This is a genomic window from Citrobacter sp. LJND-P06 (assembly GCF_058188415.1).
The window spans coordinates 113,592-129,760 of record NZ_CP187317.1; the positions used below are offsets into that span (position 1 = coordinate 113,592).

13 protein-coding genes are annotated in these 16,169 nt (G+C 51.2%); 8 read left to right on the forward strand and 5 right to left on the reverse strand.

The features are described 5' to 3' along the window. Positions 1–64: 64 nt before the first annotated feature. The 4 genes from yiaY (at position 65) to ACO7SM_RS00560 (ending at position 4,536) form a co-directional block, all read left to right on the forward strand. Positions 65–1,216 carry an L-threonine dehydrogenase gene (gene yiaY / locus ACO7SM_RS00545; protein WP_490469287.1) on the forward strand — a complete coding sequence of 384 codons (1,152 nt, stop codon included), beginning with the start codon at positions 65–67 and terminating at the stop codon, positions 1,214–1,216. Between the two features lie 93 nt (positions 1,217–1,309). Continuing rightward, a complete protein-coding gene (gene aldB / locus ACO7SM_RS00550) occupies positions 1,310–2,848 on the forward strand; it encodes an aldehyde dehydrogenase AldB (RefSeq protein ID WP_490469288.1) in 1,539 nt (512 codons plus the stop codon). A 222-nt stretch (positions 2,849–3,070) separates the two neighbouring features. Next, positions 3,071–3,394 carry a DUF3302 domain-containing protein gene (locus ACO7SM_RS00555; protein ID WP_490471008.1) on the forward strand — a complete coding sequence of 108 codons (324 nt, stop codon included), beginning with the start codon at positions 3,071–3,073 and terminating at the stop codon, positions 3,392–3,394. A gap of 5 nt (positions 3,395–3,399) precedes the next feature. Continuing rightward, positions 3,400–4,536: an HlyD family secretion protein gene (locus ACO7SM_RS00560; protein WP_490469289.1), complete on the forward strand. Its 1,137-nt coding sequence runs from the start codon at positions 3,400–3,402 to the stop codon at positions 4,534–4,536. On the opposite strand, the gene ACO7SM_RS00565 is transcribed toward ACO7SM_RS00560, so the two are convergent. Continuing rightward, positions 4,530–5,507 carry a LysR family transcriptional regulator gene (locus ACO7SM_RS00565; protein WP_490471009.1) on the reverse strand — a complete coding sequence of 326 codons (978 nt, stop codon included), beginning with the start codon at positions 5,505–5,507 and terminating at the stop codon, positions 4,530–4,532. The genes ACO7SM_RS00560 and ACO7SM_RS00565 overlap by 7 nt on opposite strands. A 121-nt stretch (positions 5,508–5,628) precedes the next feature. Between ACO7SM_RS00565 and ACO7SM_RS00570 the strand changes: the two genes are divergently transcribed. Continuing rightward, positions 5,629–6,369, forward strand: coding sequence for a MipA/OmpV family protein (locus tag ACO7SM_RS00570; RefSeq protein WP_490469290.1), 741 nt, complete (start codon positions 5,629–5,631; stop codon positions 6,367–6,369). A gap of 114 nt (positions 6,370–6,483) precedes the next feature. Here ACO7SM_RS00570 and ACO7SM_RS00575 read toward each other — a convergent pair whose 3' ends face one another. Next, positions 6,484–8,439: a glycoside hydrolase family 127 protein gene (locus tag ACO7SM_RS00575; RefSeq protein WP_490469291.1), complete on the reverse strand. Its 1,956-nt coding sequence runs from the start codon at positions 8,437–8,439 to the stop codon at positions 6,484–6,486. Positions 8,440–8,449: 10 nt separating this feature from the next. Continuing rightward, complete coding sequence (locus ACO7SM_RS00580) at positions 8,450–9,850, reverse strand: MFS transporter (protein WP_490469292.1); 1,401 nt, start codon at positions 9,848–9,850, stop codon at positions 8,450–8,452. A gap of 237 nt (positions 9,851–10,087) precedes the next feature. Here ACO7SM_RS00580 and ACO7SM_RS00585 point away from each other — a divergent pair, with 237 nt between their 5' ends. Both ACO7SM_RS00585 and ACO7SM_RS00590 read left to right on the forward strand, forming a co-directional pair. Continuing rightward, positions 10,088–10,906, forward strand: a complete 819-nt coding sequence (locus tag ACO7SM_RS00585) for a helix-turn-helix domain-containing protein (protein WP_490469293.1) — start codon at positions 10,088–10,090, stop codon at positions 10,904–10,906. A gap of 130 nt (positions 10,907–11,036) precedes the next feature. Beyond that, positions 11,037–11,510 (forward strand): 4Fe-4S dicluster domain-containing protein, encoded by a 474-nt coding sequence (locus ACO7SM_RS00590; protein WP_490469294.1) that lies wholly within the window; start codon positions 11,037–11,039, stop codon positions 11,508–11,510. Between the two features lie 43 nt (positions 11,511–11,553). Here the strand turns inward: ACO7SM_RS00590 and avtA are convergent, their stop codons facing one another. Together avtA and malS are read right to left on the reverse strand one after the other, a co-directional pair. Further along, positions 11,554–12,804: a valine--pyruvate transaminase gene (gene avtA, locus ACO7SM_RS00595; RefSeq protein WP_490469295.1), complete on the reverse strand. Its 1,251-nt coding sequence runs from the start codon at positions 12,802–12,804 to the stop codon at positions 11,554–11,556. Positions 12,805–12,981: 177 nt separating this feature from the next. Beyond that, positions 12,982–15,012, reverse strand: coding sequence for an alpha-amylase (gene malS, locus ACO7SM_RS00600; protein WP_490469296.1), 2,031 nt, complete (start codon positions 15,010–15,012; stop codon positions 12,982–12,984). A 316-nt stretch (positions 15,013–15,328) separates the two neighbouring features. On the opposite strand from malS, the gene ACO7SM_RS00605 reads away from it, so the two are divergent. Then, positions 15,329–16,153, forward strand: a complete 825-nt coding sequence (locus ACO7SM_RS00605; protein ID WP_490469297.1) for a protein bax — start codon at positions 15,329–15,331, stop codon at positions 16,151–16,153. Positions 16,154–16,169 lie beyond the last annotated feature (16 nt).

Genomic DNA, 16,169 nt, shown 5'->3' on the forward strand with positions numbered 1-16,169 from the left:
TTTTGAGTAAACGTTACTCCGTATGCTGTTTTTCTAATTTATTGATGAGATTAAGGATAGTCATATGGCTGCTTCAACATTTTTTATTCCTTCCGTTAATATCATTGGCGCTGATTCACTAAAAGACGCGATGACGACGATGGTGGAATATGGATTTCGCCGCACGTTAATTGTCACGGATACGATGCTGACAAAATTAGGCATGGCGGACGAAATTCAAAAAGCACTGCAGGAACATGATATTTTCAGCGTCGTTTATGATGGTACGCATCCTAACCCAACCACAGGAAACGTTGCCGCTGGGCTGAAAGTGCTTAAAGAACATGCGTGCGACAGCGTGATTTCTCTGGGCGGTGGATCTCCGCACGACTGCGCAAAAGGTATTGCGCTGGTGGCGGCTAACGGTGGTGATATCCGTGATTATGAAGGTTTGGACCGTTCTGCAAAACCACAGCTACCAATGATTGCCATCAACACCACGGCAGGCACTGCATCGGAAATGACTCGCTTCTGCATCATCACCGACGAAGCGCGCCACATTAAAATGGCGATTGTGGATAAACACGTCACACCGCTTCTCTCCGTGAACGACTCTTCGCTGATGGTCGGTATGCCGAAATCGCTGACCGCCGCGACCGGAATGGATGCGTTAACCCACGCGATTGAAGCGTATGTTTCCATCGCCGCCACGCCGATTACCGATGCATGTGCGCTTAAAGCCATCACCATGATTGTCGAGAATCTGCCGACTGCGGTTGAAGATGGCAGTAACGCGCAGGCGCGTGAAGCGATGGCCTATGCGCAGTTCCTGGCGGGAATGGCGTTTAACAACGCGTCTCTTGGTTATGTCCATGCGATGGCGCACCAGCTCGGCGGTTTCTACAACCTGCCGCATGGCGTGTGTAACGCCGTATTGCTGCCGCACGTTCAGGTGTTTAACAGCAAGGTTGCAGCAGGGCGTCTGCGTGATTGCGCGGCGTCAATGGGCGTGAACGTGGCCGGTATGAGTGAAGCGGAAGGAGCACAAGCCTGTATCGCCGCGATTCGTGAACTGGCACATCAGGTGAACATCCCGGCGGGTCTGCGGGATCTGAACGTGAAAGAAGAAGATTTTCCGGTACTGGCGACCAATGCGCTGAAAGATGCCTGCGGCATGACCAACCCGATTCAGGCGACCCACGAGGAGATCATGGCGATTTATCGTGCTGCCATGTAATTCGTGATACCTGTCGTAAAGCATGAAAAGGCTGGCGAAGATTTCGCCAGCCACGTCTACCCTTGTAGTACCTCTACAGCTAAGGAGACGTTCATGACCAATAATCCCCCTTCAACACGTATCCAGCCCGGCGAGTATGGTTATCCTCTGAAGTTAAAAGCCCGCTACGATAACTTTATCGGTGGCGACTGGGTTGCGCCTGCCGACGGTGAGTACTATCAGAACCTGACGCCTGTAACCGGGCAACTGCTGTGTGAAGTGGCCTCTTCCGGCAAAAAAGATATCGATCTGGCGCTTGATGCGGCTCATAAGATAAAAGACAAATGGGCGCATACCTCAGTGCAGGATCGCGCTGCCATTCTGTTCAAAATTGCCGATCGTATGGAGCAAAATCTGGAGCTGCTGGCAACGGCGGAAACCTGGGATAACGGCAAACCGATTCGTGAAACCAGTGCTGCCGACGTGCCGCTGGCGATCGATCATTTCCGCTATTTTGCTTCGTGCATCCGTGCGCAGGAAGGCGGCATCAGTGAAGTGGACAGCGACACGGTCGCCTACCATTTCCATGAACCGCTTGGCGTGGTGGGACAAATCATTCCGTGGAACTTCCCCCTGCTGATGGCAAGCTGGAAAATGGCGCCCGCGCTGGCGGCAGGCAACTGTGTGGTGCTCAAACCTGCACGACTGACACCGCTTTCGGTACTGTTGCTGATGGAAATCATTGGCGATTTGCTGCCGCCAGGCGTGGTGAATGTGGTGAACGGTGCGGGTGGGGAGATCGGTGAATATCTGGCAACCTCGAAACGTATCGCAAAAGTGGCGTTTACCGGTTCAACGGAAGTTGGGCAGCAGATCATGCAATATGCCACGCAGAACATTATTCCGGTGACGCTGGAATTGGGCGGGAAATCCCCGAATATCTTCTTTGCCGATGTGATGGATGAAGAAGATGCGTTCTTCGACAAAGCGCTGGAAGGCTTTGCCCTCTTTGCATTTAACCAGGGCGAGGTCTGTACCTGCCCGAGTCGTGCGTTGGTGCAGGAATCCATTTATGAGCGCTTTATGGAACGGGCGATTCGCCGGGTGGAGAGCATCCGCAGCGGTAACCCGCTCGACAGCGTGACGCAGATGGGAGCGCAGGTTTCTCATGGTCAGATGGAAACCATTCTAAATTACATTGATATTGGTAAGAAAGAAGGGGCCGATGTCCTGACTGGCGGGCGGCGTAAGCAACTGGACGGCGAGTTAAAAGAGGGCTATTACCTCGAGCCGACCATCCTGTTCGGTAAGAACAATATGCGCGTATTCCAGGAGGAGATCTTCGGCCCGGTGCTGGCGGTGACGACCTTCAAAACGATGGATGAAGCGCTGGCGCTCGCCAACGACACCCAATATGGCCTCGGCGCGGGGGTCTGGAGTCGCAATGGCAATCTGGCCTATAAAATGGGGCGTGGTATTCAGGCCGGGCGCGTGTGGACCAACTGTTACCATGCATATCCCGCGCATGCCGCATTTGGGGGCTATAAGCAGTCGGGCATTGGTCGTGAGACACACAAAATGATGCTCGAGCACTATCAGCAAACCAAATGTTTGCTGGTGAGCTACTCTGATAAACCGCTAGGATTGTTCTGATATTTATTTTATAACATGCCCGGTGACTTCACGTTCATCGGGCATGATTCCCTTCAATACCAACGCTGCGCCATCCGCAACATCGCCATAGTATATATAAAACTATATGACTTTATATAAATATGGGCATTGCCTGGCGAGCGCCCCCCCCAGTACTATCCTCCAGATGTATTTGTTTTTGTTAAAATGCTGATTGATATTTTTTGGTTTTTTGAGGGAAATATGTTCCTGAATTATTTTGCGCTAGGTGTATTGGTTGTCGTATTCCTGGTTATTTTTTATGGGATTATCATTCTGCATGATATTCCCTACCTCATTGCGAAAAAACGCAATCATCCTCATGCCGACGCGATACATGTCGCCGGTTGGGTGAGCTTGTTTACGCTACATATTATTTGGCCTTTCTTATGGATTTGGGCCACGCTTTATCGTCCTGATCGCGGCTGGGGAATGCAGAGTCATAACCCTGATCTTATTGCGTTGCAGCAGCGTGTCGCAGGACTGGAAAAACAACTGGCCGAGGCTAAGTCCTCCCCAGTGGAGTAATTTATATGGATTTACTGATTATTCTCACCTATGTGGCTTTTGCATGGGCCATGTTTAAGATCTTCAAAATTCCCGTCAATAAATGGACAATACCGACTGCGGCATTAGGCGGTATATTTATTGTTAGCGGTTTAATATTACTGATGAACTATAACCATCCGTATACTTTTAAAGCGCAGAAGGCGGTGGTTTCTATTCCGGTAGTGCCGTTGGTGACAGGTACTGTCATTGAAGTGACGGATAAGAAAGATACCCTGATAAAAAAAGGGGAAGTTCTTTTTAAATTGAATCCGGGGCGTTATCAGGCCCGGGTTGATCGCCTGCAGGCAGATATTGTCACGGCGACCCATAAAGAGCAGACGCTTGTCGCGCAACTGGCAGAAATGCAGGCAAATACTCAGAAGGCGACAGCCACGCGGGATCGGCTCGGGAAAGATTATCAGCGTTACCTGCAGGGCAGTCAGGCAAAAGTGAATCCGTTCTCGGAACGCGATATTGATGCTGCACGGCAGAACTATCTGGCGCAGGAAGCGGCAGTAAAATCATCCATTGCAGAAGAGCAACAGATTCAAAGTCAGTTAGACAGTCTGGTTGAGGGCGAAAACTCGCAGGTCGCCAGCCTCAGAGCGCAACTTGCGGAAGCGGAATTTAACCTTGAACAAACCGTCGTGCGTGCGCCGAGTGATGGCTATGCGACGCAGGTATTAATCCGTCCTGGCACCTATGCCGCCGCTCTGCCTCTGCGTCCGGTGATGGTGTTTATTCCCAGCCAGAAACGACAAATTATCGCCCAGTTCCGGCAGAACTCGCTGCTGCGTCTGAAACCTGGCGATGAAGCTGAAGTGGTGTTTAATGCCTTGCCGGGAAGAGTGTATAGCGGGAAGCTTTCTTCCATTAGCCCCGCAGTACCCGGTGGGACATATCAGTCGATGGGCGCTTTACAATCGTTAAATACCACGCCTGGAACGGATGGGGTGATCGCCAGCATCGAACTGAATGAGAATGTGGATTTCAACGCGTTACCTGACGGTATTTTTGCCCAGGTTGCCGTCTATTCCGAGCACTTCAGCCACGTCTCCATTATGCGTAAAGTGCTGTTGCGAATGACCAGTTGGATGCACTACCTGTATCTCGATCATTGATCGGTTAACTGACAAGCTTGCTCAGGTGATTTCTGGATTACGTGAGCAAGCTGATGACGAATTTCGTTCAGCAACTCATCCAGCACATACTGCACCCGCCAGGGTTGATATTCACGCTTGCGGAAGATAACGACTAAATCCAGCCACCACTGATGTTGCTCCGGAAAACAGGGGAGCAATGTTCCAGACTGAATATCCTGCTTCAATGTTGTATCTGGTGCAAAGACAATGCCCAAATGATTGCGGGCAAGGTCGAGTGCTGCTTGAGTATTGTCGCAAACATAATTTCCTTTCACCCGATATTCATGAATATCCACCCCGCCGTTTGATGCAAAACGCCAGATATTGGCATCATCAATCATCATTGAATCAATAAGAATACAGGAATGATTTTCAAGTTCCAGGGGATGATTAATGGGATGTTTTTTTAGATATTCATGACTGGCATAAGCGCTGACAGCATATTTTGCCAGGAATGAGGCAACCAGCGTTTGATCTTTCGGCGGCGCATACGTCACCATAATGTCGCAATCATCTGGAAAGTCGACACCTTCATAAAATGCTTTTCGTTCAAGGTTTGATGTTTTAAGTGTTAAAATAATGTCGCCAATATTCGATATATTAGCAATAACATTCTTAGATAAATAAGAAGTAATACCTGTAGGTGCATACACGGTAACGCGTCCGCTTTTTTCATGCTTATAATCAGCAATAAAATTAGTTAACTGATTATTTTTATCCAGGCAAGTATTGATATACGGGAGAAGCGCGGCCCCAAATGGCGTTAGCGTCAATTGTCGGGTGGTTCTGTCGAAAACCTTTAATCCTATTTTTGATTCAAAATCAGCAAGATACTTGCTGACATTTGCCTGTGCGATACCCAGCGCTAACGCGGCATGGCTGATGTTTTCGCTGGCAGCAATCACCGAGATAATCTTTAATTCTCTCAGCTTGAGTTGTTGTTTATTCATCATAGAATCCATGTATATATGAAATCATATATTACTATATAAATAAGTGCATTGCATCGATGAAATTGTAAGCATTATTATGCACGCGCTTTGTAGCTTATTTTAAAATGGAAAGTTGGGCATGTTAATTAAACGCAATATTTTGGCAATATTTGCAATGTCTTTTATGGCCAGTGCAACTGCTTCAGAATTCTCTCTTGGTGCAGGTGCTGTTTATAATGAATCACCGTATCGCGGTTATAATGAAAATGTTCACGCGGTACCGCTGATCAGTTACGAAAGTGAGTCATTTTATTTCAGACAAACATCCTTAGGCTATATTCTTTCAAAAAATGAGAAAAACGAATTTAGCATAACCGCTTCCTGGATGCCGCTGGAGTTTGATCCTTCCGACAACGACGAGCATGACATGAAGCAGCTCGATAAGCGCGACAGCACTGCGATGGTCGGCGCCGCATGGTATCGCCACGAGAAATGGGGAAGCGTGAAAGTCTCTGCTGCCGCAGATGTTCTGGATAACAGCAATGGCTGGGTGGGTGAAGTTTCTGTTTTCCGCCAAATGCCTGTGGGTAAATTCACCCTTACACCGTCTGCTGGTGTCTTCTATTACGACGAAAATTTCAACGACTACTACTACGGTGTATCGGGCAGCGAATCCCGCCGCAGCGGAATGTCCAGCTACTCGCCTGACGATAGCTGGATGCCGTATGTGGGTCTGACCATGAAGTATCCGTTAACCAACAATCTGGTGTTGATTTCCAACGCAACCTATACCGTGCTGCCGGACGATGTTAAAGACAGCCCGATGGTGGATCGCGATGACAGCTTTGCTTTCATGACTGGGCTGAGCTGGCGCTTCTGATTATCATCCTGTTCGCCCTCAGGGAAGGGGGCAACTCTTTGCACCATATCGTGAAATACCCATCACGCCTGGCCGGACAGAACGCGTTAGCGTCGCTATCCGGCAGGTTATCCATTACTTCTCGTTGATCCAAATCCGCATTTCACCTTCGCCACGGTTCGCCCAGCTAAACCAGGGAATGAAGGTCAGCGTATGCGCGTGTCGGGAACCCGGTGAGACGTCGTAGTGCCACAGCGATTGTTGGTGAGCATTACCGACGCTTTGTTTTACGCCTTCAGCCTGGATCAGGATTTTACGCGCGAACAATCCTTTACCTTCAAACACCCGAAATTCACTCTCTTTGGGCAACCAGAGATTGTGTAATTCTTCGCCGTTGTCCGCTTGCTCAAGACAATAGACCAGCGGGCCGCGTTGGATGGCGACTTTACCCGCCACGTGGCGTACCAGCGGATTACCGTATACGCGACGCACCGGCATCGGCAATGTCAGAATCAACGTATCGCCTTCCTGCCATGTATGGGTGATGTGCAAATAGCCTTTACGTGTCTCCTGTGCCACCGCCTGATTATTCAGGGTGACATGTGCGCCTGAACACCAATCGGGCAGGCGTAAGGCCAGGGTGTGGCGGATGGGGTGCGGGGACTCAATGGTGATGTTGACTTGCTCATGCCAGGGGTAGTCTCCACTGATGCAGAGTTGCAGCGTGCTGTCTTGCACTGGAATTTCTACACGATTTCCTACATACAGGTTGATATATAAGGTGTTTTCACTCTGCGTGTAGATGTAATGGCCCAGGGAGGTTAGTACGCGTGCAATGTTTGGCGGACAACAGGCGCAGCCAAACCAACGCTGGCGAACCGGCTGCACGTGATCGTAAATGTGATTGAATTTTAATGTTTTTGGATGGACTTCCAGCGGGTTAACATAGAAGAAATGTTTCCCATCGAGCGCCATTCCGCCGAGCACGGTGTTATATAAGGCACGTTCCATAACATCGGCATACTGGCTGTCGGCTTCCAGTTCCAGCATCCGGCGCGCGAACATCATCAACCCGATAGACGCACAGCTTTCGGCATACACCGTGTCGTTAGGTAAATCGTAATCGCTACTGAAGGCCTCTCCCCGGCTTTGTGAGCCAATTCCGCCAGTAATATACAACTGGCGCTGGGCCATGTTTTGCCACAAGCGCAGGCAATCCTGACGTTTGTTTTCATCGTGGTTCAGGCGCGCCAGATGCGCGACACCGGTCATCAAATAGACAAAACGGACGGCATGACCGATGGCTACGGGCTGCTCTGATAGCGGTAAATGCGCCTGGCTGTAGGGTTTGTCTTTCACCATCCAGGCGGTGCCATGATTTGGCCAGTGCCAGGTACCGCCACGTTTGTCGAATTCCGTGTCGTAGAAGTGTGGCTGCGCACCGCGCTGTTCAACAAAATAATTCACCAGTTGCAGATAACGCGTTTCCTGAGTGACCTCAAACAGGCGCATGAGCGCCAGTTCAATTTCCGGGTGTCCATCGTAACCCTGCAACTTATCTGGCTCAGCGCCAAATACGCTGTCGATATGATCGGCAAGGCGGCAGGCAACCTCCAGTAAATTGCGTTTTCCGGTGGCCTGAAACCATGCAACGGCTGCCTCTATCATATGTCCGGCGGTATAGAGTTCGTGGCACTCTGCGAGGTTAGTCCAGCGGTTCTCGGGCTCCTTTATTGTAAACCAGGTGTTGAGATAGCCGTCCGGGCATTGGGCGGCCGCAATCAGTGCAATGACCTCATCGGCTGTTTTTTCAAGAAGAGCGTCCGGTTTCTGGCACAGCGACCAGGCAACGGCTTCCAGCCACTTCGCCACGTCGCTGTCCTGAAAAACCATTCCGTAAAACTCCCCCGACGTCTGGCCTGCGGCAATACGGAAATTCTCTATCGCATGGCTGGGATCGGCTTCAGGGATACGGTCATTCAAGGCGTCCCATTGGTAGGGGATAACGACATCGCGAACCAGTTGCTGATATTGTCCGAGGAACGGATCGTTAACCGTGAGTTTATGCAGATTGATTTCCTGTACGTTCACTGTGTGCTCCTTAAGGCTTTGCATGACGTTGACGCAGGTCGGTGGCAATACGAGACATCATCGGGTTATTGAGTTTGCAAAAACGGATCGACAGCGCCAACAGCAGGTGAAAAAGGGCAGGGAGTAGCGTTTCCATGGCGGTAATCCCCTGCAATGACTGTGGGGTCTGATTCGCTGTGCCGGGTTGATAGGCGACAAAAATGAACAGCAAACTGATAATCCCGGCGCTGGAAGCCCAGGCCAGTTTGATGAAAAACAGATTGAAGGCGAAGTTCATGCCGGAAGAGCGCACGCCGGTTTTCCATTCACCATAATCGTCGGCAAACGCCATCAGTGAGAAGTGCAGCGGTAGCGTGAACCCAAGAATAATACCGTTGCTGAGAATGACGACCAGCCACAGCGTCTGGTAAGCCGGAGCGGAAGGGAGAAACCACATCAGCACGGCAAACAGAGCCAGCACCAGGTTGGTGTAATAATAGAGTTTGACGGCATCGACCCGGCGAGCCATGGGGTTAACAATCACGGAACCGAGAATAGAGGCGAAAGTCACCATGGTGAAAAACAGTGAGGTATACGCGGTGCTGCCCTCCAGGACGTAAGTAATGAAGTACATATATCCGCCGCCGCGAATGTTAAACACATTGATGAGCAAGAAAGACATCACCAGCATCAGCAATAACTGGTCATTTTTACGCAGTCCGCTGAGATGTTCGCGCAGGGTAAATTTCCCCATCATCGCCAACGGGACACGCTCACGTACCCAGAAGAAACAGCATAAAAACATCACCACGGCGACCGCACACAGTACGCCAACCCCCCGTTGATAGCCTGCGGCCATATTGCCCTGACCGAGTATATCGACCATCCAGGGCAGCCCGACAGACACGAGAAATCCGGCGACGCCGCACAGAACGAATCGCCAGGACTGACACGAGATCACCTCGTTGTGGCGGGTGGTCATGGTATTGATCAACGCGCAGTAAGGCACGTTGATCGCGGTATAACCCACCGAAAGTAAGAGATAAGTCCCGAATGCCCAGGCGATTTTTATCCCCATGCTGGCATCCGGGACGGTAAAGGTCAGAACGCCGATGATGCCAATGGGCAAGGCAATCCAAAGCTGCCATGGACGAAAGCGTCCCCATCGACTTTGTGTGCGGTCGGCAATCACGCCCATGCAGGGATCGGAAATGGCATCGAAGACACGCAGGGCAATAAACAACGTACCGACCAGCGCGGGGGTTAAACCGAACACATCCGTGTAGAAAAAAGTGAGAAAGTTCATGATCAGGCAGGTGATGACAGTCCCGCCTGCATCTCCCAGTCCGTAGCCTATCTTCTCACGTACGGTCAGCGCATCATCGGCACTATTTTGGACACTATGGGAGGTCGCAATCGGTGTAGAGGTCATGGATATTCCTCGCTAAAGGGTGAGGTATCTTTCAGTGATTATTGTTTTACGCGTTATGACCTGATTAATTTTGCCCGGATCGCGGGTGGCGACAAGGCGACGATTGAGTAAAAAAAGATGACGATTCCGACCTGTTAGTAAATTTGTGATTTAGATCCGGGGTGGCTTTGTTTTTTGATTAATAATCAAAGTGTAATGTGATTTTATGATGCGTTTTTAACGGGAAAATACATATTTATGCTCGAATTATCCATGACATTACCGATTAAAGTGCAAAACGGTGGATTATTCATTTCCCGTGGCGTGGGGCGACATCCTGCCAGGCGACTGGCGTCATGGGAAATTATCTTTGTTGAAAAAGGTCAGTTGGTCATTCAGGAAGAGGATCGCACATTTTACGTGAATGCCGGGGAAAGCTTGTTGCTCTGGCCACACCGGCGTCATACTGGCGCGGCGGATTTTCCCGCCGACCTCAAGTTTTACTGGCTTCACTTTGAAGTTAAAGCGCCGGACAATGACCCACGCTGGCTGACCCATCTCTCTGTGCCCCAGCATACTCACGTCGCCGATCCCCAGGCGCTGGTTGCGCTGTTTCGTCAATTTATGAGTGAACAGGAAAAACTTCAGCGCGGCCCCGCGCTGGAGTTTATTGTTTTGCTTATTTTGCAGCAGCTTACCTGTGCTTCCCAACAACGTGAGAACCACAATGACGCGGGGAGCGTATTGGCCTGGAAAGCGCGGCAGCTTATTCGTACTCACTATCATTTAGCGCTTTCTACCGCGATTTTGGCGAAAGAACTTCATTGCAATGCGGATTATCTTGGTCGGGTGTATCGCCGGGTATTTCACCTGACATTAACGGAGGCTATACACCGTCAGCGCGTGCGGGAAGCGGAGAAATTGCTCATCAGTGATGCCTGCTCGCTGAAAGAAGTGGCGGAATTATGTGGGTTTAACGATGTCGGCTATTTTCGTCAAATATTTCGTAAAAATACAGGGTTGACTCCCGCCGCCTGGAAACAACGGTACTGCAAGGAACATATTAATTCTGCGTGAGTAAGACAATCAGGCAAAACACCAGAACATGACGGGCATCTGACAAAAATGCGCGGTTTCCGTTGTCGGATCAAAGCAGCGTTGGCGACCTCTCTGGCACTCTGGCGTTTTAGGTCGGAGGGAGCAGGTCATGAACCCATTTATTGTGGCGGATGCAACGAAGTGCATTGGATGTCGGACCTGCGAAGTGGCCTGTGTGGTTTCACATCAGGAGAACCAGGACTGCGCAGCCGTGTCCTCTGGAGAATTCGTCCCGCGAATCCGGGTCATTAAAGATAATGCATTCACCACGGCGGTCACCTGTCATCAATGCGAAGACGCGCCGTGTGCGAACGTCTGCCCGACGCAGGCGATTCGTCGCGAACATGGGCATATCTTCGTTGAGCAATCGCGCTGCATCGGGTGTAAAAGTTGTATGCTGGCATGCCCGTTTGGGGCGATGAATGTGGTTTCGACGTTGCCCCGGACGCAGGCCATCAAGTGCGATCTTTGCTGGCATCGCGAGGCGGGGCCCGCCTGCGTCGAGGCCTGTCCAACCCATGCTTTAGCGTGCCTGGACGTTGCCACGTTACAACGTCATCGTCTGCTTTCCCAACCGCTGTGAACACGATATTCCCGGCAATCATGACCGGGAATATGACGTTATCTCAACCCTCAAGCCAGGCGCGTTCAATCTCTTCAGCCAGAATTTTTACGCCCGCTTCGATTTTTTCCGGATCGGGAACGTAATTCATCCGCATACATTGATGCGTGTGCGGCCATGGCTTATCAAGACCTGGGAAGAAGTAGTCACCTGGCACCATCAGGACGCCGCGTTTTTTCAGACGCTGATAGAGCAATTCTGTTGTGATGGGCAAATCCTTAAACCACAACCACAGGAAAATGGCGCCCTCTGGTTTATGGATCAGGCAGCGGTCTTCAGATAAATAGCGACGAATGATGGCAATCGTCTCCTGAACGCGCTGGTAATAAAACGGTTTAATCACCGTCTCTGACAGGCGCAGCAGATCGTTGCGTTTGATCATCTCACACATCATCGCGGGCCCCATCCCCCCCGGCGCCAGACTGATAATGCCGTTCATGTTGGTGATGGCGGTGATGATGTCTTCATTGGCGATAATAATGCCGCAGCGAGAACCCGGCAGCCCCAGCTTGGAGAGGCTCATGCACAGGATAGTGTTGGGGTTCCATAATGGTCGTGCGTCGCTGAAAATAATCCCCGGGAAGGGAACGCCGTAGGCGTTATCAATCACCAGCGGGATGCGATGTTGATGCGCCAGAGCGTCCAGCTTCATCAGTTCTTCGTCGGTGATGACATTGCCTGTTGGGTTTGTTGGGCGCGATACACAAATCATGCCCGTCTCTTCGCCGATATGCAGATGTTCAAAATCAACGTGATATTTAAACTGGCCTTCCGGCAGCAGCTCAATATTCGGGCGTGCCGAAACGAAGAGATCTTCTTCCAGGCCCGAATCGGCATAGCCAATGTATTCCGGCGCGAGCGGGAAAAGCACTTTTTTGGTCGTGCCGTCGGCGCGGCGTCCGGCAAAGAGATTAAATAAGTAGAAAAACGCGCTCTGACTGCCATTTGTTAGCGCAATATTTTGTGGCCCGATCTCCCAACCCAGCGTTTCACGCAGCAGTGCGGCGAGCGCGTTCAGCAATTCGTTTTTTCCCTGAGGGCCGTCATAATTGCAAAGCGCATCAATGGCTTTGCCATTTTCCAGCATCCCGGCCAGCAGCGCGTGGAAGTATTCCTGCATCGCCGGGATTTGCGCCGGGTTACCGCCGCCAAGCATGATTGCGCCGGGCGTACGTAAACCGTCGTTGAGGTCTTCCATCAGGCGGGTAATGCCTGAGTGGCGGGTAAATTTGTCGCCAAAAAGTGAGAATGTCATAGCAGGTGATCTGTCTGGCTGAGTAGTAAAGTGGCTAACCATAGCGCTACCTCTGGCAGGGTGCAAATCAGCCGACGGTGAAGAGAGTCATGCTTTATGCTGCCAGTTTCCTTCTGGTTAGTGTTTTATATTGCTAAAGGGTTCTGACACATGGCGGATGCCAGAACCCGAATAGCGTCAGGGGCGGCCAGCCCAAATGACCATCACTTTATCGTCACCCTGCTCGCGCACGAAGCCGTATCCCTGCTGTAATGAGAGAGTCGTTTGTTTCCCCGCGCCAATGGCGGAATGCCGGGCTCTGAACTGGCTGAGACGCTGCCAGTGCGCCACGGTATCCGCCGCGTTACCGTTCACGTCCTGCCAGTTCATCGCTGACCGTGTCCCTTGCAGAGGATCGGAACCTGTCGGGCCGAAAGGTCGCGCGGACTCATCACCGTAAAAGATCTGCACCGCGCCTGGCGCCAGTAGCAACAGCTCCGCGGCTTTATCGCCACCTTCCCGGAACAGGCGAGTATCGTGCGATGAGAGATAGCTCAGAACGTTGAAATCTTGCAACTTGTCTGCCATTTGTTGCCAGGTGAGATCCATGTTGGCCAGACAATCGACCGCTTTTGCCGCCTGTTCCTGGTAATCGAAATTGATCATCGCGTCGAAGCCGTGGCGATAGTAGTCGCTTTGCATCACGCCATGACCCCAGGCCTCACCGGTCATCCAGAAGGGGCTGTTATCCAGCGCTTTGTCCGGATTGGCGCGCTTCCATTCAACCAGCGCTGCGCTGGCCTGCGTTTTCAGTTGTTGCCAGGCGGGAAGTTCGACGTGCTTTGCGGTATCGACGCGGAAACCGTCGATACCGTAGTCTCGAACCCACTGACTTAACCAGTGAGTCAGATAATCTCGTGGCGTGTAACCCGCAATGGCTTTGGCGTGGGTGTCCGGTTTATGTTGATAGAAGACGGGCAGGCCAGAAGGGGCGGTCGACTCGGTTTTGAGATCCGGCAGAAAAGCCAGAGACAGGGTCAGATCATCAAAGCCCGGCGCGTCGTAATCACCGATGTCGGTGCGGATCCAATTTTTTCCCCACCATTTTTCCCAGGCGGCTTTATCGCCGAAGTTGATGTAATCATTAAAGCTGTGCCAGCTTTGACCTGCTGCGGGTTTCCAGTCCGTCCAGCGCTCACCGAGCGTTTTTTTCAGTGCGTCCCCCGATAAATAGAGCGCGCCAAACTGGTACTCCTGCATATCCGCCAGCGTGGCGTAACCGGGATGGTTCATCACCACGTCGAACAAAATTCGAATACCGCGCTGATGTGCGCCGTCGACCAGCGCACGCAGGTCATCATCGGTACCCATATTGGCGTCAAGCCGGGTCCAGTCCTGCGTGTAATAACCGTGGTAAGCGTAATGAGGGAAGTCGCCTTTGGTGCCGCCGCCGACCCAACCATGAATTTGTTCAAAGGGGGCGCTTATCCACAGGGCGTTGACGCCAAGCTGCTGCAGATAGTCCAGTTTACTTACCAGTCCGCGTAAATCGCCGCCATGAAAGGTGCCGATCTCCTGCATACCGTCTTTATGGCGGCCATAACTGTTGTCGTTGGTCGGATCGCCATTCTGGAAGCGGTCTGTCAGCACAAAATAGACGGTGGCGTTATGCCAGTCGAATGGGGCGGGAGCGTCCGTCTCTGCCCGCTCAAGCAGTAAAAGCCCATTACTGGTCGCCGCGGGCTGGAGCGTGATGTGACCATCTTTAACCGTGGCGATTTGCTGGCTGTAGAAATCGCGTACTTTTGAGCCTTCTGCAAAGGTCTGGGCGACATCCAGAGTCAGCGGTGAACCGTCCCATTTCGGACACTGGCGTACCGGGTTTTCGACCTGTTCGGCGGCATTCTGTACCGACAGCATCAGCGTCGGTGTGCCTGAGCGGGTATCCACTTCCAGCGTATAGTCGCCCGCTTTAAAAAGCCGCCATTGTGGAGGGGTTCCTTCGCACGGCTTGAGGGATAGCATCTGATTGAGCTTTATCGTCTCTGCGGGCTGCCAGCACTGTTGGTCAAACGTGAGCGTTAAAGGACGCGTACCCTTCGTCAACGTGGTATGGCTGACAAATTTACCGGTTCCTTGTGCCGTGAAGGCCTGAAAGCCGGGCGCAGTCCATGATGAGGCGATCGCAATGCCGGGCATTAACGCCAGAGCAATGGCGGCAAGTTTCATAACGCGGTCCTTGTTGCTGCGATTTTAGTCAGTTTGCCAGTGAAATGGGACGGGAAACTCATCCTTTGGATGAATACATCCAGGAGGAGACGCGAGGATGAGCGATCGTGCGCAAAAAACCGTCTTATTTTGCGATAATCGCCACATTTTCATCGAATTAATGACATTCCTAACCGTTAGTGCGTGACATAGTTTCAGAATTGGACTATTCCTTTGGATGCTCTTGACGGCTATTTTTGATATGATTTGAGATTCAACTCTCATTTTTGTGAAAAATATAAGGTGTTGGAATGTATAAATCCGACCAGGAGACCTAATGATATTGACTCCCATTCGACGATATGGGGCCATGATTCTTATGTTACTCACCATCGCATTTTCGGGTGAGGTGCTGGCAAAGACGCACACGACGACAACGAGTCAGAAGTCCCACATAACCAAGACAAGTAATACACAGGCAAGCAGTAAACAAGAGTATTCTCGCAATAGTGCAAAGAGCAGTTCACTTCCTGATTTGCGAAAATACCCTTCCGGAACACCAAGGAAAAAAGCGTTTCTCCGGACGGTTATGCCTTATATTACCAGTCAAAATGCTGCCATTACGGCTGATCGTAACTGGCTGATTTCAAAGCAATACCAGAACCGCTGGTCGCCTTCTGAGCGTGCGCGTATGAAAGATATCGCGAAGCGCTACAAGGTGAGCTGGTCTGGCAATACGCGTAAAGTTCCGTGGAACACGTTGCTTGAGCGTGTCGACATTATCCCCACCAGTATGGTGGCGACAATGGCGGCGGCAGAAAGCGGTTGGGGTACCTCTAAGCTGGCCCGTAACAATAACAATCTGTTTGGTATGAAGTGCGGGAAAGGCCGTTGCAGCAACGCGCCTGGTAAGGTGAAAGGCTATTCTCAGTTCGACTCTATTAAAGAGTCGGTCAGCGCCTATGTCATCAACCTGAATACCCACCCGGCTTACTCCTCCTTCCGTAAGTCGCGCGCACAGTTGCGCAAAGCGGATCAGGAAGTGACGGCGACCGCGATGATTCATAAGCTGAAGGGTTATTCAACGAAAGGACAGAGCTACAACAACTATCTGTTCGCCATGTACCAGGATAACCAGCGCTTAATTGCCGCGCATATGTAATCGTTACATGCCGGAT

Coding starts and splice junctions, on each gene's coding strand:
- yiaY (WP_490469287.1), top strand. CDS start 65: ATGGCTGCTTCAACATTTTTTATTCCTTCCGTTAATATCATTGGCGCT.
- aldB (WP_490469288.1), top strand. CDS start 1,310: ATGACCAATAATCCCCCTTCAACACGTATCCAGCCCGGCGAGTATGGT.
- ACO7SM_RS00555 (WP_490471008.1), top strand. CDS start 3,071: ATGTTCCTGAATTATTTTGCGCTAGGTGTATTGGTTGTCGTATTCCTG.
- ACO7SM_RS00560 (WP_490469289.1), top strand. CDS start 3,400: ATGGATTTACTGATTATTCTCACCTATGTGGCTTTTGCATGGGCCATG.
- ACO7SM_RS00565 (WP_490471009.1), bottom strand. CDS start 5,507: ATGAATAAACAACAACTCAAGCTGAGAGAATTAAAGATTATCTCGGTG.
- ACO7SM_RS00570 (WP_490469290.1), top strand. CDS start 5,629: ATGTTAATTAAACGCAATATTTTGGCAATATTTGCAATGTCTTTTATG.
- ACO7SM_RS00580 (WP_490469292.1), bottom strand. CDS start 9,850: ATGACCTCTACACCGATTGCGACCTCCCATAGTGTCCAAAATAGTGCC.
- ACO7SM_RS00585 (WP_490469293.1), top strand. CDS start 10,088: ATGCTCGAATTATCCATGACATTACCGATTAAAGTGCAAAACGGTGGA.
- ACO7SM_RS00590 (WP_490469294.1), top strand. CDS start 11,037: ATGAACCCATTTATTGTGGCGGATGCAACGAAGTGCATTGGATGTCGG.
- avtA (WP_490469295.1), bottom strand. CDS start 12,804: ATGACATTCTCACTTTTTGGCGACAAATTTACCCGCCACTCAGGCATT.
- malS (WP_490469296.1), bottom strand. CDS start 15,012: ATGAAACTTGCCGCCATTGCTCTGGCGTTAATGCCCGGCATTGCGATC.
- ACO7SM_RS00605 (WP_490469297.1), top strand. CDS start 15,329: ATGATATTGACTCCCATTCGACGATATGGGGCCATGATTCTTATGTTA.